General features: G+C 69.2%; 14 protein-coding genes, 1 tRNA gene and 4 pseudogenes. 7 read left to right on the top strand and 12 right to left on the bottom strand.

All coding sequences use genetic code 11. The features are described from left to right. Positions 1 to 90 precede the first annotated feature (90 nt). Positions 91 to 1443, bottom strand: coding sequence for an ABC transporter substrate-binding protein (locus ACGFNV_RS43940; protein WP_393630980.1), 1353 nt, complete (start codon positions 1441 to 1443; stop codon positions 91 to 93). A 595-nt stretch (positions 1444 to 2038) separates the two neighbouring features. Between ACGFNV_RS43940 and ACGFNV_RS43935 the strand changes: the two genes are divergently transcribed. Together ACGFNV_RS43935 and ACGFNV_RS43930 are read left to right on the top strand one after the other, a co-directional pair. Further along, the gene (locus ACGFNV_RS43935) at positions 2039 to 3082 is read left to right on the top strand and encodes a LacI family DNA-binding transcriptional regulator (protein ID WP_393630978.1); all 1044 of its coding nucleotides are present in this window, start codon (positions 2039 to 2041) and stop codon (positions 3080 to 3082) included. A gap of 52 nt (positions 3083 to 3134) precedes the next feature. Next, positions 3135 to 3242, top strand: a pseudogene (locus ACGFNV_RS43930) (VapC toxin family PIN domain ribonuclease); the annotation flags it as partial. A 654-nt stretch (positions 3243 to 3896) separates the two neighbouring features. Here the strand turns inward: ACGFNV_RS43930 and ACGFNV_RS43925 are convergent. Beyond that, entirely contained in the window at positions 3897 to 5627 is a 1731-nt protein-coding gene (locus tag ACGFNV_RS43925; protein WP_393630976.1) for a Helicase associated domain protein, read from the bottom strand. Positions 5628 to 5798: 171 nt separating this feature from the next. On the opposite strand from ACGFNV_RS43925, the gene ACGFNV_RS43920 reads away from it, so the two are divergent. Further along, positions 5799 to 6203, top strand: coding sequence for a hypothetical protein (locus ACGFNV_RS43920; protein ID WP_393630974.1), 405 nt, complete (start codon positions 5799 to 5801; stop codon positions 6201 to 6203). Positions 6204 to 6259: 56 nt separating this feature from the next. On the opposite strand, the gene ACGFNV_RS43915 is transcribed toward ACGFNV_RS43920, so the two are convergent. The 7 genes and pseudogenes from ACGFNV_RS43915 to ACGFNV_RS43885 all read right to left on the bottom strand — a co-directional run bounded on the left by ACGFNV_RS43915 (position 6260) and on the right by ACGFNV_RS43885 (position 13365). Beyond that, positions 6260 to 6333: transfer RNA gene (locus ACGFNV_RS43915), tRNA-Met, on the bottom strand. Positions 6334 to 6400: 67 nt separating this feature from the next. Then, a complete protein-coding gene (locus ACGFNV_RS43910) occupies positions 6401 to 6976 on the bottom strand; it encodes a transcriptional regulator (protein WP_393630972.1) in 576 nt (191 codons plus the stop codon). After that, a pseudogene (locus tag ACGFNV_RS43905) lies at positions 6977 to 8191 on the bottom strand (transcriptional regulator); the annotation flags it as partial. It lies immediately after the preceding gene. A gap of 383 nt (positions 8192 to 8574) precedes the next feature. Continuing rightward, positions 8575 to 9618 (bottom strand): zinc-binding dehydrogenase, encoded by a 1044-nt coding sequence (locus ACGFNV_RS43900; protein ID WP_393630971.1) that lies wholly within the window; start codon positions 9616 to 9618, stop codon positions 8575 to 8577. A gap of 63 nt (positions 9619 to 9681) precedes the next feature. Beyond that, positions 9682 to 10986: a four-carbon acid sugar kinase family protein gene (locus ACGFNV_RS43895; protein ID WP_393630969.1), complete on the bottom strand. Its 1305-nt coding sequence runs from the start codon at positions 10984 to 10986 to the stop codon at positions 9682 to 9684. 1 nt (position 10987) lies between these two features. Further along, positions 10988 to 12253: a RuBisCO large subunit C-terminal-like domain-containing protein gene (locus ACGFNV_RS43890; protein WP_393630967.1), complete on the bottom strand. Its 1266-nt coding sequence runs from the start codon at positions 12251 to 12253 to the stop codon at positions 10988 to 10990. 44 nt (positions 12254 to 12297) lie between these two features. Then, a complete protein-coding gene (locus ACGFNV_RS43885; protein ID WP_393630966.1) occupies positions 12298 to 13365 on the bottom strand; it encodes a 2-keto-3-deoxygluconate permease in 1068 nt (355 codons plus the stop codon). Between the two features lie 250 nt (positions 13366 to 13615). Between ACGFNV_RS43885 and ACGFNV_RS43880 the strand changes: the two genes are divergently transcribed. Beyond that, positions 13616 to 14371: a DeoR/GlpR family DNA-binding transcription regulator gene (locus ACGFNV_RS43880; protein WP_393630965.1), complete on the top strand. Its 756-nt coding sequence runs from the start codon at positions 13616 to 13618 to the stop codon at positions 14369 to 14371. A gap of 164 nt (positions 14372 to 14535) precedes the next feature. On the opposite strand, the pseudogene ACGFNV_RS43875 reads toward ACGFNV_RS43880, so the two are convergent. Further along, positions 14536 to 15837 (bottom strand): annotated as a pseudogene (locus tag ACGFNV_RS43875) (UvrD-helicase domain-containing protein); the annotation flags it as partial. Positions 15838 to 16006: 169 nt separating this feature from the next. Between ACGFNV_RS43875 and ACGFNV_RS43870 the strand changes: the two are divergent. The 3 genes from ACGFNV_RS43870 (at position 16007) to ACGFNV_RS43860 (ending at position 18234) form a co-directional block, all read left to right on the top strand. Beyond that, entirely contained in the window at positions 16007 to 17569 is a 1563-nt protein-coding gene (locus tag ACGFNV_RS43870; RefSeq protein ID WP_393630964.1) for a beta-N-acetylhexosaminidase, read from the top strand. 279 nt (positions 17570 to 17848) lie between these two features. Further along, on the top strand, positions 17849 to 18055 hold the full coding sequence (locus ACGFNV_RS43865; RefSeq protein WP_393630962.1) for a hypothetical protein: 207 nt from the start codon (positions 17849 to 17851) through the stop codon (positions 18053 to 18055). After that, positions 18043 to 18234, top strand: a complete 192-nt coding sequence (locus ACGFNV_RS43860) for a hypothetical protein (RefSeq protein WP_393630960.1) — start codon at positions 18043 to 18045, stop codon at positions 18232 to 18234. The genes ACGFNV_RS43865 and ACGFNV_RS43860 overlap by 13 nt, the downstream gene beginning before the upstream one ends. Positions 18235 to 18504: 270 nt before the next feature. Here the strand turns inward: ACGFNV_RS43860 and ACGFNV_RS43855 are convergent, their stop codons facing one another. Then, entirely contained in the window at positions 18505 to 19617 is a 1113-nt protein-coding gene (locus ACGFNV_RS43855) for an alkene reductase (RefSeq protein ID WP_393630958.1), read from the bottom strand. 70 nt (positions 19618 to 19687) lie between these two features. Beyond that, positions 19688 to 19849: pseudogene (locus tag ACGFNV_RS43850) on the bottom strand (aldehyde dehydrogenase family protein); the annotation flags it as partial.

Genomic DNA, 19849 nt, shown 5'->3' with positions numbered 1-19849 from the left:
CTTGCGCGTGGTGCGGGCCCCCGCCGGCGGCGGAGCTGTCAGGCGCGGGCGCGCCGGCGGAGGCGGTGGGGAGTCGGGGACTCGGGCCGGTTACTTGCTGACCTTGAATCCCTGCTTGGCCGCGTAGGAGGTCACCTGCTGCTGGACCTTGTCGTTGACGGACGACCAGGCGGTCTGGCCCTGGAGGGCCTTGCCCACCTCACTGGTGTCGGTGTTGTAGGCGTAGTCCTGGAACGGGCTCCAGTCGAAGGAGCTAATGCCGTTCGCGGCGGGCACGAACACCGAGTTGATCTGCTGGCCGCCGAAGAAGTCGTACTTCTTGGACTTGAAGTACGCCCCGTTGAGGATCGGGTTGGACAGCGGGAAGAGGTACGCCTGGTCGATGCCGATCTTCCAGGCCGCCTGGGAGGTGCCGAAGAGCTCCCGTGCGACCTCGGTGGCCTCCTTGGGGTGCTTGGTCTGCGAGGTCACCGAGAAGCTCGAACCGCCCCAGTCGCCCTGGGCGCCCGCGCCCGCGGTCCACTGCGGCAGCGGGGCCACGCGCCACTTGCCGGAGGTCTTCGCGGCGACGCTGGAGAGGTAGCCCGGGCCCCAGCCGGCCGCGAGGTAGGTGGCGTACTTGCCGCTGCTGAGGCCGCTGTAGAAGTCCGTGGTGGCGTACGACTGGGTGTCGACCAGCTTGTTCTTGACCAGGTCGCCCCAGTACCCGTACACCTTCTTGGCGTTGTCGTCGTTCAGCTTCACGCCGATGTCCGGCAGCTTGCTCGCCGAGTACGTGTAGGGGCGGGAACCGGCCTGCCACATCAGGCCCTGGCGCCAGCCGGCGGCCGTCTCGTCGCTGCCGAAGTCGGTCATGTAGGCGCTGGGGTCGGCCTTGTGCAGCTTGGCCGCCTCCTCCTTGTACTCCGCCCAGGTGGTCGGCACCTTGAGGTTGTACTTCTTGAAGAGGTCGGCCCGGTACATCATCGCCATCGGGCCGCCGTCGACCGGGATGGCGTAGACATGGTCGCCGTCGGAGGACTGCTTCCAGGCCCAGGACACGTACTTGTCCTTGTCCGCGGCCGCCCCGTACTTGCCCATGTCGAGCAGGCCCTTGGTGAGCTGGATGGTCGGCAGCTCCTGGAACTCCAGCATGACGACGTCGGGGGCGCCCTGGCCGGCCTTCAGCGTGGTCTTCAGCTTGGTGTACTCGTCCTGGCCCACACCGGCCTGCACCCAGTCGACCTGGACGTCCTTGTGGGTCTTGTTGAACTCGGCCACGACCTGCTTGAACTGCGGGTACCAGGCCCACACCTTGATGTGCACGGGGCCGCTCTGCGTGCCGCCGGCGCTGCCGCCTCCGCCGCCGCAGGCCGCGAGGAGCACGCCGGCGAGGGCGGCGGAGGTCGCCGCGACCGTGGTCCGGCGGACGGAACGGAGCTGGGGCTTTCTGCTGGACGACATGAGCGATCTCCTGGGTGTGGTGCCCGAGGGCAGGACGGAGTACGGGAGGTGAGGGGAGGTGCGCCGGGCAACGGAGGACCGGCGTGAAGGCGGTGAACGGGGCGAGGGCGTGCGGGCATGCCGGCTCGGGTGAAGGGCGGGCGCGGACGCGAGGCGCTCGGGTGTGCTGCCCGCCTACGGATGCCGGCGGGCGGACGTCGATCGACGCGGGAGGGTGGGCGTGCGTGACGTCGGTGAGGGTGAGACGAGAGACGGCTCGGTGATCAGCGCGGCGGGCGCGCCGGGCAACGGCTCAGACCGCGGTGAGTAAAGGGGTGATGCCTGTCAGGACGGGTGCGGCTCCCGGCCCGTGAGAGGTTGCTGGTCCCACTGCGGCTCCTACTGTTCATCCCCGCGATCGCTCTCGGGGATTTGGTCCATGGCGCGGTGACGTCACGGTCCCTGGGAACTTGATCCGCCGGATCAAGCCCTTCTGCTACGCTCTGCAGCGCTGCAAAAGTGTTAACCGAGAAGTTGCCGCGCTGCAAGAGCAGAGGCACTCTCTTGGGGGAAAAACTTTCAGCGCTGAAACCGACATACGGGATGAAGGTGGCATATGGCAAAGGGCGTCACACTCCGCGACGTCGCGGAGCTCGCCGGCGTCTCCAGCCGGACCGTGTCCAACGTGGTCAACGGCTACGCCCCCGTTGCCGAGGCCACCCGGGTCCGGGTTCAGCAGGCCGTGGACAAGCTCGGCTACCGGCCCAACGTGCTGGCCCGCAACCTCGCCGCCGGGCGCTCGGGCCAGATCGCGGTGGTGGTGCCCTACCTGGACACCCCCTACTTCGCCGAACTGCTGCAGGGCATCATCCGCGCGGCCCGCGTCCAGGGCTACAACGTCCTGATCGACCAGACGGACGGCGACGCCGAGCACGAGAAGCTGTTCCTCAGCCGCGGCGCCCAGCACCTGCTGTTCGACGGCGTCATCTTCAGCCCCCTCGGCCTCGCCCAGTCCGACCTGACCGAACGCGACCCGAGCCTGCCGCTCGTCGTACTCGGCGAGCGGGTCAGCGACGGCAGTTTCGACCATGTAGGCATCGACGACGTCGCCGCCTCCCTGGAGGCCACCGAGCATCTGCTCGGCCTCGGCCGGCGCCGCGTCGCCGCGATCGGCGACCAGCCCTACCGCACCGGCGAGGCGGCCCAACTGCGCACCCGGGGCTACCGGTTGGCCCACGAGCGGGCCGGCCTGCCCGTCAGCGAGGAACTCGTCGTCTCCACCCCGCGCTTCAACCGCTCCGACGGCGCGACCGCGATGGCCCACCTGCTCGACGACCTGGAGGAACCGCCCGACGCGGTCTTCTGCTACAGCGACCTGGTGGCCCTGGGCGCCCTGCACACCCTGGCCTCCCGCGGACTGCGCGTCCCCGAGGACATCGCCGTCGTCGGCTACGACGACATCGAGGACGGCCGCTACTCCAATCCACCCGTCACCACGGTCTCCCCGGACAAGAAGGTGATCGCGGAGACGGCGGTGGAACGGCTGCTGAAGCGGATCGGCAGCTCAACTCCGGTGCCGGGCAGGGAGATCCGGGCGCCGCACCGGCTGATTCCACGAGCCAGCACCATCGGGCGACAGGCGGCGGCTGACCGATCGTGAGCATGCGAGCGGGTGTGGAGGCCGGTACTTACGGACTGTGAGCATCCGGGCGGCCGAGCTGCAGGGGCTGACTCTTCTGCACCGGGACCGGGACTTCGAGTGCATCGCCGCGGTCACCGGACAAGCACTCCAGTGGTACGGCCCAGACGCCGGGAAATGAGCCGGGCCGCCTTTGCTGTTCCGAGGAGCTGTGCCGGAAGGCGTGTGCTCGCGCCAAGGCGCCCCGAGCCGGACATCCCCACCAACCGAGCCAAGCGCAGAGCCCGTTCACGCAAGGGCCCTGCTGGCCGTTCCTTGAAGCCGTGCCCACAGCGTGCCCGTCAGAGCGGACAACAGCGGTCAACAGCGGTGCAATACGACCGACACAACCACCCCGGCGCTCAGCCATCTGCGCAGGTCAGAGCCGTAAGGCACATACAAGCGCCGTCGCTTCATGCGCTGAGGTGCACCAAGGAGGACGGCTCACGGCCCTCGCACAGTCGCCGGGGGCTTCGCCAGCCGGAAACACACATCGCGTATGGCGGCCCCGGACACCGGCCTGGCCATCGCCCGACTTTCAGGAAGCAAGCGGGTCAGCAACCCCGACCGGGCCGCCCGAGCCGCTCGCCCAGAGGCATCACGGCTCTTAGGCATCCTCCTCGGCCCGGGCGTCAACGGCACTCCATGCTCACTGTCGTTCGAGGAACTCGAGCGCTGTCTCCACCTGCGCCGGTCAGCTGCGGTCCTTCGGCCTGAACGTGGATCACCAACTCCTCGATCAGCCGGGTCATCCACCGCTTTCACGGACTGCGGGACAGTTACCCCAAAGAGGTCTCTACGCGGATTCACAGGCAGCCCAGTCCGCTTTGAGAATCTCTGACATCAAGTCATCTTGTTCCGAGGTGAGTTGACCGGCGTTCCTTTTGGCACGCGTCTTGCAGAGCCAGGGTCCGATCATGACGCGTTCTCCGTCGACCTCAACCCATTCCCGGGCACCGGGCGGGCGGTTCCAGTGCTCGACGAAGACCCGGAGGATCTGCGCGGTCTCCTCGAAGGAACGGCGGGGCCGCTTCGCCGCGGGGGGGGGGCTCATCCGCCTCGCAGGGGGCAGGGCGGTGGCGGTCGGAGTCAGCCGCAGGCGGGCCAGGAGGTCGCGTTGCCCGGGGGCGAGCTGGTTCCAGGTGGAGAACTGGCGCTGCAGCCAGCTTCCCACCTTCACCTCGTCGATCACCGTGTCGCGGCGCAGCGTGGTGGGGCTGTGGCCGGCTTCGATGTGGCGTCGCAGGAGGTGGTATTTGCGGTGCCAGTCGGGGCCGTGCGGGAGGGTCCAGTGGGGGTCGAGGGCGGCGAGCTGGGCGTGGCGGTCGGGGTGGAGGCGGTGGTTGCGGGCAAGGGCTCGCTGGCTGACGAGGAACTGGCCGCCGGGCTGGTGGAGGGGGATGGCGAGGTGGCCGTGCTCGGTGTGGAAGGCGGTGGCGGTGGTGAGGTGGCCCTGCCAGGTTGCTTCGTGGTCGTCCCAGATCATGCCGAGCGCGTCGAGTTCGGCGGTCCAGTCCTCGGTGAGGATGCCTTGCCTGTGGGCGGTGCGCTGGCCGGCGATGAAGGTGCCGAGCCGGTAGCCGTAGGCGTCCTCGTAGTCGGTGGGGACGCGCAGGTGGTGGTGTTCGGCGTGGAAGCGGGTCGCGGCCGCCAGCCCTGCCCGGCGCGGGGCGGAGAGGGCTGCGTTGTCGGCGGGCCAGGCGATCAGGTCCATGGCCTGGGCGATGGCGTCGGGGTCGAGGGTGAAGTCGAAGCGGTAGCGGCGGGCGAGGAGTGTGCGGGTGCCTTGTTCGAGGCGGTGTTTGGCGGTGGTGCGGGGGGCGCGGGCGGCGATGGTCTGGTCGTGGTGGCGCAGGGCTGCTGTGACGAGCCAGAGGGCTTCGTAGGGGGTGCCGACGAGGTCGGTGGGGTCGGCGCCGTGGGGGATGTAGGCGGGGATGACGAGGCTGGCGGTCTTGGTGGCCTGGGTGGGGGGTTTACGCAGGGCGCGGCCGAGGGCCTGGACGATGCGGCGGACGCTGGCGGTGCGGTCGGCGAAGACGACGGCGTCGGCGGCGGGCAGGTCGACGCCCTCCCCCAGTACTTGGGCGTTGGTCAGCACGGCGCGGTCGGCGGTAGCGAAGTCGGTGAGGATGTCGTGGCGTTGGCCGGGGTTGTGGGTGCCGTTGATCGACTGAACTACCAGGTCGCTGGTCCAGGCGGGACGTTGGTCTTCGGTGAGGGTGCGCAGGGTGTGGGGGAACTGGCGGGCGAAGTCGGTGGCGTCGGCGACCTGCTGGAAGTACACGATCACGTGGTGGAGGTCGTGTTCGGTCATCGCTTTGAGGATCGCCAGGTGCAGGGCGGTGGTGCGGCGTGCGGTCGGGCCGAAGCCGGAGTAGGTGTCGGGGGTGGTGAGGACGGTGCGCAGGTGGGTGTCGGTGATCGTGGGGACGACCAGTTGGTAGTCGGCGAGGACTCCGTCCTCGATGGCATCGGCGTGGCTGTAGGTGTGCAGGCGGGAGCCGAAGGTTTTCGTGTCCGCCATGGAGGCGACGAGGGCGGGGGTGTCCCAGGCGGGGGCGGTGGCTGCGGTGCGCTTGGGCTGGGGGCGGGTGGTGGGTGCTTCGGTCAGGCGTGGTGGATCCCATTCGTAGGGGGTGGCGGTCAGGTAGAGGCGGCGGTCGGCGCGGGGGTGGCGGTGTACTGGTGGACGCGGATGCCGGACACCGTGTGCTGGGTGCGGCGGGCCTGGACGGCTGGGCTGGACGCGCGGGAGATGCGGGCGGCCCCGCTGGTGATCTACCCGGAGGCCGCGGAACTCGCGGGCGCCATGCTGGACTTCGAATGCGCGGGGCGGCGGGATACGGCGGACCGGTCCCGATGGCTTGCGGGCGTGGAGCAGTTGATGGCCGGGTGGGGGGTGGACGTGGCTGAAGGGCGTCAGGCGCTGCTGATGTGGCTGGGGCGCCACCGTAGGGGGCTGCCCGCGCCGTCCGGTCCGGCGGACGGAAACGGGCTGCTACTTGGGGCGGGGCACAGCCGGATCGCGTCCCGGACCGGTCCGGTGAGCCAACGCTCGTGCCTGACCTGGCAGTTGGGCATGGCGGCCGCCGACATGTAGGCGTCATAAGAGTGGAGGGCTCACAACCGTATGGTTGTGAGCCCTCCACCTTGCAGTAGCGGGGACAGGATTTGAACCTGCGACCTCTGGGTTATGAGCCCAGCGAGCTACCGAGCTGCTCCACCCCGCGTCGGTGAACACCACCGTACGTCATAGCGGCGGGCGCTGGAGACCATTTTCCTGCCGGTCACCGGCTGCTACGCGGCGAAGCCGATGTTTTTGACGTACTCGTACTGGCCCCACTGGGAGCCCAGATCGGGCAGGACATCGGCGGTCCAGGCGTCGTCCAGGCCCTGGTGGTCACCGGCCGCCCAGGATCCGACGATCTTGTCCCAGCGGCGCACGTTCATCGTCCGGTGGGCCACCACCCGCTGGAGCTGGCGCGCCACGCCGGACTGGTCGAGGGGGTGGATCTCCACGCGGGTGCCGCGGCCTTCGCGGTTGAGGCGGGCGGTGAGGTGGCGGGCGACGTTGCGGCGCCGCACCGACTTGTAGGCGGCGTCGATGCGTTCCAGGTTGGCCTTCGAGGGACGGCGTGTGCCCTGCAGCCATGCCTTCAGCGTCCGGTCGCTCACGGTCAGTCCGGCGTCCTTGGCTGCCTGCCAGGCCCTGTCCGACGTCGTCAGGTAGTGCAGTCGTGCCATCAGGCCGCGCTTGGCGGTCACCGGGGTGGCGATGTGAGCGGCGAGCCGGTCGAGCTGGCGGGCGACGGCTTCGCTGCCCTTGATCCCGCTCGCGCCGAACTTCCCGAAGTCGATGTTTTTCTCCGGCATCTACTGCTCCTGCCCCGTGCCGGCTTCGGTGCCGGTCCCTGCGGTGTACGTGTCCTTGACCTTGACCTCGGTAACCGAGCGGCCTTCGGGGAAGACACGGCGCCAGTCTCCGATGACGTGGAGTTCGTCGGTTCCCATCGCCCGTACGACCGTCAGTCCCGCGTCGTGGGCCTTGAGCGCCTTCATCCAGAGGTTGGCGAATGCCTGGGAGCGGATGATGTGCATCCAGTCCGGGCGGTAGAGCTCCCGGTTGTAGTTCGACTCCCCCATCGTAGACACGAACTTGGAGTACATCGCCTTCACGTACTCCAGCGTCAGCCCGTCGCCGTCAGCGATCGCGGTGTCGCGGGCGTCCTTGAGGGCGATCCGGAACTTCTCCAGGAGGTTCTCGGTGGCGCCCGAGGTGTACGACTCGTGGATCTCGGGCGGCTCGCACAGGCGGTGCTTCGGTCCGGACAGGCGCAGCAGCAGGCGCAGGGTCGGTTCGGTGACCCACAGGGGGCCTGGTTCGTCGCGCTGGCCGATCGGGTTGGGCAGCACCGCGTCGTGTTCCCAGGCAGGCGGGGTGATCAGGTGGACTCCGGCGCGGCGCCGGTCGTGCGCGAAGCCCGTGGTGTGTTCCAGCTGGCCGAGCGGGAGGTGGGTCTTGAGAGCGCTCAAATAGGCGCCGTTGATGTCGAGTGCGGTGACCTCGTGCTTCCCGGGCGGCAGCTCGGGCCGCGTCCACTTGGGGCGGGCCTCCCAGATCTGGTCGGCGCCCCTGGAGGTCTGCTTCTTGAGGATGTCGGGGATCCAGGGGTGGGCGATCACGTCGTAGCGGGCGCCCTTGCGGGTCTCGTCCAGCAGGCGCATCGCGTCCGGGATGGCCCGCTTCAGCAGTACGGCGCTCGCGGCTTCGACGTCGCCCCGGTGCTCGGCGAGCACGGCGTGCACCGCTTCGTGGATCAAATCGGTGGGTCCGGACGGCTCCTGGAACGCCCGCCCGCGCGGGGCCGTGCTCCCGCCGGCCGGACGAGGCGGGCGGGCCGTACGCGGCACTTGAGCCCGGGCAGATGGCGCGGTGGGCGAGGACTTCGGGGTTTGTGCAGGGGGTGCCTGACAGCCGGAGGGGTCCAGATGCTGAGCGAACCCCGCCACGCGCTGTTTGGCCGGACGACCGCACAGCACACACGGCTCGGGCACGGCGAGCAGCTCCACCTCGTCCTCGTCCTGGCCGGCTCTCTACACCATCGTCCTTGCCAGACTCCGCCGGGAGACACGCAGCCGCAGCTACGCCGGGCGGCGCATCGCCGAAGGCAAGACCAGACGCGAAGCCAGCCGCTGCCTCAAACGCTACGTCGCCCGAGAGCTCTACACGATCATCATCCGAACCCATGCCTTGCCTCGAGGCCAGGCTCTGGCCGCATGGCATCCATAGGGGTATCAAGACCGCCGCCTCCTACGAAGCAGCGGTCAGTCTCGCGTCCTTCCTGCTCTGCGCAAGATCCGTTTGAAGACGGACCCTGGCGCCCTACGACCGCGTGCTCTGCGGCATGCCGTCCACGCTGTGGGCTCGTCGTGTGCGGATGGGCTGGCGGACGACGGCCGGTATCGGAGCGTCAGCCCAGCCCTGGTACCAACAGCACCTTGCAGGCGTCGCCGGTGAGCAGATCGATCGCCTCGTCGACCTGGCTGAGTTGCAGTCGGTGCGTGATCAGCCAGTCCAGGTCCAGGCGCCCGGAGTTCAGCAGGAGCAGCGTCTGCTCCCAGGTTTCCCACAGGCGGCGGCCGAAGATGCCCCGCAGTGTGATGCCCCGCTTGTTGATCTGGGCAGCGACGTCGATCGGCACTGGTCGGCCCGGATGTCCCACGGTCACGACCGTTCCTTCTCGGCGCACGGCGTCGAAGAGGGACGGGAGTGCGGCGGCCGCTCCCGAGCATTCGAAGGCGACATCGGCCCCGCCGCGGTGGCCGCTGAGTTCGCGGCTGCGCTCGGCGACACCCTCTCCGGGCTCCATCGTGATCACTCCGAGCTGTTCGGCTTCGGCGCGGCGGAACGGATTCGGCTCGATCACGATCACGTAGGCGGCGCCCATGAGGGATGCCAGTCGCGCGACGACCATGCCCACCGGGCCGGCGCCGCTGACCAGAACGCCTCGGCCGGCTACCGAGTAGCCGGCTCGCTGAATGGCGTGTACCGCGACGCCGGCCGATTCCAGCAGTGCGCCGGTCTCCAAGGGCACGCTGTCGGGAAGGGGGACACAGATGCGGTGGGGCACGGCGACGCGGTCGGCGAAGACCCCGTCGAAGTGCATGCCCAGGATCTGCGTGCGCTCGCAGGTGTGTGCGTCCCCGGTCCGGCATGCGAAGCACTGACCGCACGCCAAGTGGCTTTCCAGAGCGACGCGGTCACCGACGCGCAGGTTCTCCACACCGGTGCCCACCTCGACGACAGTGCCCGCCGCTTCATGACCGAGTACGACGGGCAGCCCCAGGTTGAACGCCCGGGCCGCCGGCGACCACTCGTAGCATTCGCGGTCTGTGCCGCACAACGACGCCGCCGCGATCTCCACTACGACCGCGCCGTCGCCGGCCTTCGGCTCGGGCGCATCGGCGACGTACTCGACTCCCCTGTCCGCGACTGCTTTGACGACTGCCCTCATGAATTGCACACTCCTTCGTGTCTCGTACGTGGCGGGATGACTGGTGGCCCGGACGGACGGTGGTCAGTGGGCGGGATGCGGCTGCGCGAAGCGTTCGAGGACATCGACCGGACCGACCTGTCCGCCCTTGAGCAGCAGCCGGCAGCCGGCCACGGCCGCTTCGCTGTCGGTGCGGCAGACGGGGGCGGCCATGACGAACTGGGTGGCGACGCGCAGCTCGCTCACCCCCATGGTCAGCAGTGCGTGGCTGGAGGTGTCACCGCCGAGCACGGCGACGTCCCTGGTGAGGCCCTTGACGGCCATGTTCCCGGCCAGGGTGCCCAGGAGTTTGCCCACATGGGCGGCGTCGAGGGGACCGGCCGCGGCGTAGCGGGGGTCCTGGGTACCGCGCGTGGTGTGCACGATGACGTTCCGTCCGGCCGCGAGCATGGCGGCCGAGTGGTTTTCCAGGTCGTCCAGCAGGGACGGGTCCTGTCCGTTGAGCAACTGCGTGGGCACGGCCAGCTCGGCCCAGCCGTGCCCGATGGCGTCGGCGATCTGTGCGTCCGTCGTGCTGGAGGCCGACGCGCTGACGGCCAGCACCGGCCCGGAGGCGGGCTGGGCGCCGTCGGCCACGTCGGACCCCTTGGTGGCGGTGCGGGCGAGGGCGGCCATGACACCGCCGGAGCCGACCACGATCGACGGGCCCTGCCGGGCGTCGTCCTCTCGCAGTGCCAGCGCGAGGGTGTCGAGGTGACCGTCCTCGACAGCGTCCACGACGAAGGCGGCCCGGCTGGACCGGCGGAGCGTCGCCCACTGCTCGCCGAAGGAACCATCGGTGTAGGCGGGGAGGTGGATGGCCGCGGGGACCTCACCGGTACGCAGCTGCTCGGCGATCACCTGCCGCAGGTCGGCCTCGTGCATCGGGGTCGAGGGATGCTGCGCCATGACGGGATGCCGGTCAAGACGGTAGGCGTCCCCGGAATAGCCGGCGAAGTGGTTGCTGAAGGCGGTGTACCGGCCGAAGCCCGGCTGTGCCGGTGCGACCGCGACCGGGCCGTGGTGGGGGAAGCGCTCGTGCAGCAGCTCGATGCCTCTGCCGATGCTGCCGCGTGCGGGGGCGCTGTCGAAGGTCGAGCAGACCTTGTAGATCAGCACCTGGGCATCGGCGGTGGCGATGCGTTCCAGCTGTGCGTGCACCAGCTCGTCGAAGGCTGCCCCGCCGAGCGAACGAGCCGGTCCGGCGATCCCGACGACATCGCAGTCGGTGGGCAGCGGCCGGCTTCCGTCCCCGATGACGAGCACGGCGTCGAGACCGTGCCGGTGGGCCTGTGCGAGGACATCGCTGGCACCGGTCAGGTCGTCGGCCACGAAACTGACGTACGTCATGTCAGGCCACACCTCCGAACGTGCGCCCGGCGTGCAGCAGCGCCGGGTCGCCTGCCTCGGCCGCCGCGTGTGCCGCCACCTCCAGGGGAACACCGTCGACGGCAGCCGCCCAGGCGGCCCGGAGACTGCGCACGCCGGCCGCCGGTCCGTCGGGATGCGCGGCCACGCCTCCGCCCGCGAGCATCAGAAGGTCGGTCGAGCCGACCGCGGTGAAGGTCGGTGCCGGGGTGGTGACGTTCTGGCCGGACGACAGGGTCGGTACCGGACTCAGCGTCTTGCCCAAGGGGTCGAGCAGGCTGCGTACGTGGGCCGCGACCTCTTCATCGGTCTCGTAGAACTTGCTGCCGAGGCCGCTGACATGCAGATGGTCGGCTCCCGCCAGGCGGGCCAGCTGCTGCCACACCCGGTACGACACCCCCAGCGCCGGCGAGCGCATCGATGCGGCCAGTCCGGCGCGGTGTCCGTGCACGGGGACTTCGGAGAACCCCCGCAACCAGGCCAGTGCGGCCAGTCCCATGACGGGGACGTTGAGCATCACGCACCGGCCGCCCGCCCCGACCACCAGGTCGTGGCGCCGGCGGAGTCCGGCGAGGTCCCCCGTGATGTTGAAGGCATACATGACCGGGTGGCCGGTGATCTGCTCGGCCTCCCGGATCTCTTCGGTGGCCACGGCGACCCGGCGCTCCAGCGGTAGGTACACCGGATCGGTCATCAGCTCGTCGTCCTTGATCAGATCGACCGACGCCCGGGCCAACTCCCGTACGGCCAGGCGGAACTCGCTCTCGTCCAGACCGACGTTCGGTTTGATGATGGTGCCGATCATGACGCCCTCGGCACCTCCCATCAGCCTGCGGGTGCCGGGGATGCCGAACGCGGGGCCCGGGTGAGCGGCAACGAACTCCTCCGGCAGCTCGATGTCCTGCAGGCGGCAGGCGAACAGCTCACCCAGTTCGAAGAGGTTGCCTGCGATCGTGGTCTGCAGGGTCGCCAGGTCGGTCCCGATGTTCTCCATCGGGAACTCGACCACCACAACAGCGGCCCGCACCGTCTCGGGGCGGGACCGCGACGGCAGCGACGGGCTGCGCGTGCCCAGGTCCCGCACGCTGACGACCTGTGCTGCATGCCGTTCTCGGATGCGCGGGGACTCGCCGGGCACAGCGACGAAGGTGCCACTGGACTGCTCCCCGGCCATGGCCGCGGCAGCCTGCTCCGGATCGCTCTCCGATTCCAGGTAGTAGGTGCAGCGCACGACCCGCTGATCACGCATGTGCTCTCCGTTTCTCGACGACTGCGGTGTGAGGGGCGTTCGTCTCAGATGCCGTCGTGCTGTGCGGCAGCTTCCCTGTTACCGCCGAGCATGTGGTGCGGGGCGGAGGACGGCCCGTCCCCGTCGGCTGTCGCATCGCCGAGGCCGTCGGCTGCGGCAGGCTGCTTCAGGATCCGGCGTGCCCAGAAGACGGTGATCAGCGGACAAAGGATCGACGTCACCACCACCGACGAGGCCACGAGCACGGTCGCGTACTCGGCGGCCGGCGCGTAGACGGGATTGGCGGCCGCCACGATCGAGGGGACCACAGCCGCGTTGCCGGCGGTGGTCGCCGCAGCCAGGCCCGCGATGCCGTCGCCACCGCTCACCTTGTCGGCCAGCAGCAGAACCGCCCCACCGACCAGCACCACGAACAGCCCCAGCCCGACCCCCAGCAGACCGGCCTCCCAGACAGCGGTCAGGTTGAGCGTCAGCCCCAGCGACAGCCCGAGGAACGGCACGATCGCCGGTACGGCGGGGGCCAAGAAGCGCCGCATCTCGGGATCGAGATTTCCCAGGAGCATCCCGAGCACCAAGGGAAGGATCGCCCCCACCAGGGTCTGCCAGGGAAAGGCGGACAGACCGGCGACGCCGAGCGTCACCATCGTGAGGAAGGGCCCGGACTCCAGGCTCATGACACTGTAGGCGCCGACGTCGCGCTTGCGCCCGAACTGGGCCATCAGTGACATGTAGAGGCCACCGTTGGTGTCGTTTAGCGCCGCCACGACCGCCAGCGTCGACAACCCCGCGAAGACCCCACCGCTGACCGGCGATTCGCCGAGCAACCTCCCCAGGACGATACCGACGACCAACGCGAACACGACCTTGGTCCCCAGCAGCACACCACCCTTCTTCGCGATGTAGGGCGTCGCCTTCACGTCCAGGGTCGAGCCCAGACACACATAGAAGACGGCCAGGATCGCGGGCAGGCCCGTGTACAGGGCCCCGGTGAAGGAACCGAAGAACTCTCCGGAGCCCGGCGCCGCCGTGTGCACCACGGCTCCGAAGAGCATCGGGACGAGCATCAGCCCGCCAGGCACCTTCTCGATGCCGGCTTTGATGGGCACAGCCATGGGGACCTCCGAACGGCGATGTTCGAATGAACATTTAGTGACTCGGAACGTAGCCGCAGGAAGCGGGCGGGTCAATGGGTTCTCGCCACTGCATCGTCTGTATCGAGCCGAACCCACCCGCGCGAGCTGGCGTCGCAACAGGTCGAGGTAGTCGGCTGTAATGTTCACATGAACACCGCTTGGACGGGGTGGCAGCAATGGGTCACCCCGGGTGGAAGCCCAGGGCAGGAGGCCGGATAGCGTGATGAGCGTGGCTCAAGACGAGATGGAACCCGTGCGCAACTCCCGACAACGAGCCATCCTCAGTGCCTTGCAGGAATTCCGGCAGGTCGACGTCAACACGCTCGCGGAGCGCTTCGGAGTGTCCGGCATGACGATCCGCCGCGACCTGGCCGAGCTCGATCAGGCAGGGCTGCTGGACCGGGTCCATGGCGGCGCGGTGCCACGCCGGGCACCCGCCTACGGGTCCCGGTCCTCGACGATGACGTCCGAGAAGTCGAGAATCGCGCGGGCCGTGGCGGACCTGGTCAAGCCGGGTGCCTCGGTGGGCGTCGACACCGGCACCACCTGTACCGCTGTCGCCGCGGAACTCGCCGTCCGGGACGATCTGACCGTGATCACCAACTCGCTCCACGCAGCGTTTGAACTGCGCGACACGAGGAGCCGGGTCCTCGTCCTGGGCGGGCTCATGACACCCGAACTGAGCCTGGTCGCCTCCACGGCAGCACAGGAAAGGCCGCAGATCCATCTGGACCTGATGATCCTCGGTTGCGGAGGACTGTCCGTCGACCGCGGGGTCACCTACTTCGACCCCGCCGAGGTCGAGGTGCGCCGCACACTTCTCGATCTCGCGGACCGGGTCGTAGTCGCCGCCGATCACACCAAGTTCGACCGCAAGAAGGCGATGGCCCTCGGTGACCTGTCGATCGTCGATGTCCTTGTCACCGACCAGATGCCTCCCCCTGAGCTGCGATCCGCGTTGGCGGAGGTCGTGGTCGCTCCGTAGCGCTCAAACCGAGGCCAGAGCGCAGGCCACACCGCGCGGGGGCAGCGAACCTCGGGAACAACCGTCACCGCACTCAGGAGAAGCCTCCGACAGCGGCCCAGCGGGCGGAGAGTATCTCTTCGCACTTCAGCAGCTTACGGGCAGGTTCCTGGCGGCAGAACACCTCATTGTGGCCCCGCCTGGTCATCATCAGGACGGGCCTGGCTCGGCGGTCTGCCGTCCGGGTGGTCGTAGATCCAGGAGAGGCCTCCCAGGTCGAGGCGCCGGCGAGTGCGGGTGACGGCGACGTAGGCGAGACGGGCCTCTGCATCGTCGACGGGCTCGGGGACGGGTGCCGGCGTGCTTCCCGTCTGGCCGGTGGTGTCGTTGAGGGAACGGGCGAAGTCCTCGGCGATGAGGACGCTGGGCCATTCGCGTCCCTTGGCCTTGTGGGCAGTGGAGACGGTGACATGCGCGTGCGGTTCGGGGACGAGCTGGGCGATGGCGGCGAGGACGGCGTCAGTGCCGTGGGTGTCGACAAGGTTGACCAGGGGCTGCAGGTCCCGGCCCGCGGGATCGTGGGCGGCGTAGTCCTGCAGGTCGCCCCAGCAGGGAAAGAGGAGCAGTTCGGGATGGTGGGTGCGGCGGCCTTCTTTGAGGTCGCGGGCGGCCAGGGCCAGGGCGTGCAGGCTGTCTCCTCCCCCGGCCAGGGCGACGTGGCGTCCCGCGGCCATGTGGGCCATGACCTGGGCCATGGCGCCGACGTTGGTGCGGCACACGACGGCGTCCGGCTGTGTGACGAGGCCGAGTTCGGTGGGCACGGCGGGGGTGCCGGTGAGGCGGATCGGCGCGTCGGCCAGGTGCAGCCAGCGGTTGGCTTCGGCGGCGAGGTCGGGGCCGAAACGGAAGGACTGGGACAAGGCCAGCTGGGTGCCGTCGAAGCCGGTCATGACGTCCTTGGCGCCGCGCCATTGGTAGATGGCCTGGGCGGAGTCGCCGACCATGACCAGCTGGGCGTGGTCGCGCTGGGCGAGGAAGATCTGTTCGACGACGGGGTTGGTGTCCTGGGCCTCGTCCAGCAGCAGGAAGTCGGCCTGGATGCGCGGCCGGGTGAGGGCCCAGATCTTCAGGTAGTGGTCGTGGTCGAAGCGGACGGCGCCATCGTCGGGGTGCTGCAGGTCGGCCCACGCCTTGTGGGCGAACGGCACGATGTGGGCGGCGAGCTGGGCATGGAGGTCGGTGTCTTCCAGGCCGCGAAGGCGGGGCACGTGATGGGGGGTGATGGCCTCGTCGGCGGTTTGGCAGAAGCGGGCGACGGTGCGCAGGGTGGCGTTGGAGAGGGCTCGTTGTGTCACCTCGCGGTCGCCGATGCGGATCGGCTTGGTGATGCCGAGGGCCTGTCCGGTCTGCCAGGCCGGGCGGCGGGGGGCGTTGAGGCGGCGGGTGTAGCGGTGGCCGACGGCGGCGTAGGCCAGGGCGTGGGCGGTCGATGCGCTCGGTTACAAGGTCAGCCTCGCATCCGACCCCGCTACCGCCCGGCCGCTGCCGCCTGCCCACTGACGCATCGATTCTCGGATTAGCAGCTCCCCTCAAGATGTGTGAAGCTGATCTGATTAGCCTATTGTCACGCAGATTCGAGCAGTAGGCTCACATGGTGTGATTCTTCCTAAGCCTCAGCGCCTCGACCGTCACGAGCATGACGATGCCTTCCGCCTGACCGGCACCACATCGATCCGGTCCGACGCCGCTTCGGCCCCCGCAGCCGACGCTCTCCGCCGTGCGTTGCGACCCGCGACCGGGTTTGCCCTGCCGGATGCCGATGGCGGGCAGGCCGCGATCACTCTGTCCGTCGCCCCGAGGGCCCTCGACGCCGAGGCGTACGAATTGACCGTCACGTCCGACCACATCACCATCACCGGCGGCGACCCGGCAGGTGTGTTTTACGGCGTCCAGTCGCTACGGCAGCTCCTTCCGGCCGAGGTCTTCTCGGCGACGGCCGTCGAACGCGACTGGACGGTGCCGGCCGTCAGCGTCACCGACGGGCCCCAGCTCGGCTGGCGCGGCATGATGCTCGATGCCGCGCGGCACTTCATGCCAAAGGAGTTCATTCTCCGGCTGATCGACCTCCTTGCCCTCCACAAGCTCAACGTCCTCCACCTTCACCTCACGGAGGATCAGGGCTGGCGGCTCGCGATCGAGAAGTACCCACGCCTCACCGAAGTCGGCGCTTGGCGACACGAGACGCTCATCGGCCATGCCGACCGGCCGGAGGATGAGTACACCTTCGACGGCACGCCGCACGGCGGTTTCTACACCCAGGACGACATCCGCGAGATCGTGGCGTACGCAGCGGAACGTTTCATCACTGTCATCCCCGAGATCGACATGCCTGGCCACATGCTCGCCGCCATCTCGGCCTATCCCGAACTGGGCAACGGCCTGAGACCGCCCCAGGTCTGGACCGTATGGGGGATCAGTGAGCAGGTGCTGAACGTCGACGACCTTGCGCTCGACTTCTGCCGCGACGTTCTCACCGAGGTGATGAGCCTGTTCCCGAGTCGGCTCATCCACTGCGGCGGCGATGAATGTCCCAAGGAGGAGTGGAGGGCCAGCCCAGCCGCACAGGCGCGGATGCGATCGCTCGGCCTCACCGACGAGGACGCCCTGCAGGCGTGGTTCACCGGCCAGATGGCGACGTTCCTCTCGGACAACGGCCGACGCTTCATCGGTTGGGACGAGGTACTCGAAGGCGGCGGGCCGGCCAACCTCCACAAGGACATCGTGGTCATGTCATGGCGCGGCGAGGAGGCCGGCGTCGAGGCGGCACGCGGTGGACTCGACGTGGTGATGGCGCCGTGCGCGTACCTCTACTTCGACCGCTACCAGAGTGAGGACCACGACAGGGAACCGCTCGCGATCAGTGGCTTCGTCCCGCTGTCCAAGGTGTACGACTACCGCCCCGTGCCCGCAGCGCTCGCCGACGAGCCCGAAGCGGCGCGGCATGTCCTGGGCGCGCAGTGCCAGCTGTGGACGGAGTACGTTCCGACGCCCAAGCACGCGGAGTACATGCTGTTCCCGCGTCTGTGCGCGTTCGCCGAGGCGGTGTGGCGGAACGACGGCAACGGCGTCGACGACTTCGCGGACTTCGTCACCGACCGCCTGCGTCCGCACCTGGAGCGTCTCAATGCCCTCGGCGTCAGCCATCGCGCCCTCGACTGAGAGCGTGACACCTCCACCGATCCCCGGCCGCTTCAACCGCGTTCCCGCACGAGATCCGGCGGTAGATCTGCCCCTGTCGGTAAATGCGACAAGGAGCCTACCCGCTAGGGAGTTGATGGGAGGCTGGCGCTTTCCGGGATGGGTGTGGCTGCGTGTCCTGAACGCGAAGCCCCGACCAGCACAACCACGAACTCACGGCCTGATCAGGAACGTCCCCTCAAGAGAGCTACACCCATACGCGACTGCGCACCGCTGTTCGCCGAGCACGGCGTGAACCAGGTGAGCCCATTCCTGGACAACGAGGTCGTCACAGCCTGCCTGCGGATCGGTGCCGGAGAGCGGCGCCGTCCAGGTGTCTACAAACCCCTGCTGGCCATGGCCCGCCCCGACCTGCCGGGCTGGCTGACCGGCAGGCAGAGCAAGGCCACTTCACGCCGCTGCAGTACGCGGGCCTGCGCGCCCACCACCAAGAGTTGCACGAGCTGATCGACGCGAGCACGCTGGTGGGGCACGGGCTGATCGACGCCACAGCGGTGCACACGGCGCTCGATGCCGCCGCGGCGGGGATCGGCACGCCGCCGCTGCCGGCGCTGGAGAACTTCCTCATCACGTCGTGGTGGCTGTCGCACACCATGGTCCTGGCCCCGACTGGGGGTGCCCGGTGAACTTGCGGGTGCCGCCCTGTCATAGGCGTCAGCTGTGGCCGAACGCCGCCGCGGTGGCAGCGCACGAGAGCGATGCGCTCGACGAGGTCACCGAACGCAGGCTGCCGGCCAGGAACCGGCGGACCGTCAACGCCCTGACGGACCCGGCGGTCCTCGGGCCGGTGATCGCCGGTGTGAGCGCGGGCTCACAGGGGCGGGCACGGTGTCGCCGGTCGGGCGCCTGTCCATGGGTGAGTGGGGCTGGCGCATGGACAGGCGTGACCGTGGGCCTCAGGCCGCTTCGAGGAAGGGGTAGTCGGTGTAGCCCTCGGCGCCCGGCCCGTAGAACAGTTCCGGCCGCGGCTCGTTCTCCGGGTGGCCGCCCTGCCAGCGCTCGACCAGGTCGGGGTTGGCGATGAGGGCCCGGCCCACGACCACGGCGTCGGCGTGGCCGGCCTCGATGTGCTGGAGCGCCTGCTCGCGGGTGGTGGGCCCCCCGAAGGGGCCGCTGTTGACGATCAGCTTGCCGTCGAAGCGCCGCCGCAGCTCCTGCACCAGGTCGCCGCCCGGCTCGGCGTGCAGTACGGAGAGGTAGGCCAGGCCCAGCGGGCGCAGTTGGTCGAGCAGGGTGCCGTAGGTGGCCAGGACGTCGTCCCGGTCGGTCTCGAAGACGTCCCCGAGGTCGACCTCCGGCGAGATCCGCAGCCCGACCCGCTCGGCACCGACGGCCTGGGCGACCGCCGTGACGACCTCGACGACGAAGCGGGCGCGGTTGTGCGGTGAGCCGCCGTATTCATCGGTGCGCTGGTTGGCCGCCGGGGAGAGGAACTCCTGGAGAAGGTAGCCGTTGGCGCCGTGGATCTCCACGCCGTCCGCTCCCGCGTCGATGGCCCGGCGGGCCGCGGTGACGAAGTCCTCCACGGCTGCCCGGATTTCCGCGGTGGTCATCGCTTCCGGTACGGGGTAGGGCTGTTCGCCCTTCTCGGTGAACGTCTTGTTGTCGATGGCGATCGCGCTGGGGGCGAGGATGCGGCAGCCGCCGTTGATGTCGGGGTGGGTGCCGCGGCCGGCGTGCATGATCTGCAGGACGATGCGGCCGCCCTCGGCGTGCACCGCCTCGAAGACCCGCTGCCAGCCGGCCGCCTGCTCGTCGGTGGCGATGCCCGGCTCACCGACATAACCCTGCGAGGCGTGGTCGGGGTAGGTGCCCTCGGTGATGATCATTCCGACGCTCGCCCGCTGCCGGTAGTACTCGACCATCAGGTCCCCGGGGATGCCGGAGGAACCGGCCCGGACCCGGGTCAGCGGTGCCATGACGATGCGGTTGGCGAGCTCGATCTTCCCGAGAGAGACGGGGGAGAAAAGTGACGGGGCGGGCGAAGCTTCTGAAGTGTTGACAGGCATGGGTTTCTTTCTTTCTGCAATACGGAGGGAAACGGGATGAAGGTCTGCGACGTCGGCAGAAGGCGCGGGGCTAGCTGAGCGGGACGTCCGCGACACCCTTGAGGTGGCTGAACGTCTCCAGGGAGTACCGGCCGTGGTAGCGGCCCATGCCGCTTTCGCCGACGCCACCGAACGGCAGGCCGGGCATGAGCAGTTGCATCACCGGCTGGCCCCAGGCGACGCCGCCGGAGGA

It is taken from the genome of Streptomyces sp. NPDC048751 (assembly GCF_043198595.1).
In the GTDB taxonomy this organism is placed as follows: Bacteria; Actinomycetota; Actinomycetes; order Streptomycetales; family Streptomycetaceae; genus Streptomyces.
This window is presented reverse-complemented; position numbering and strand designations above follow the sequence as displayed.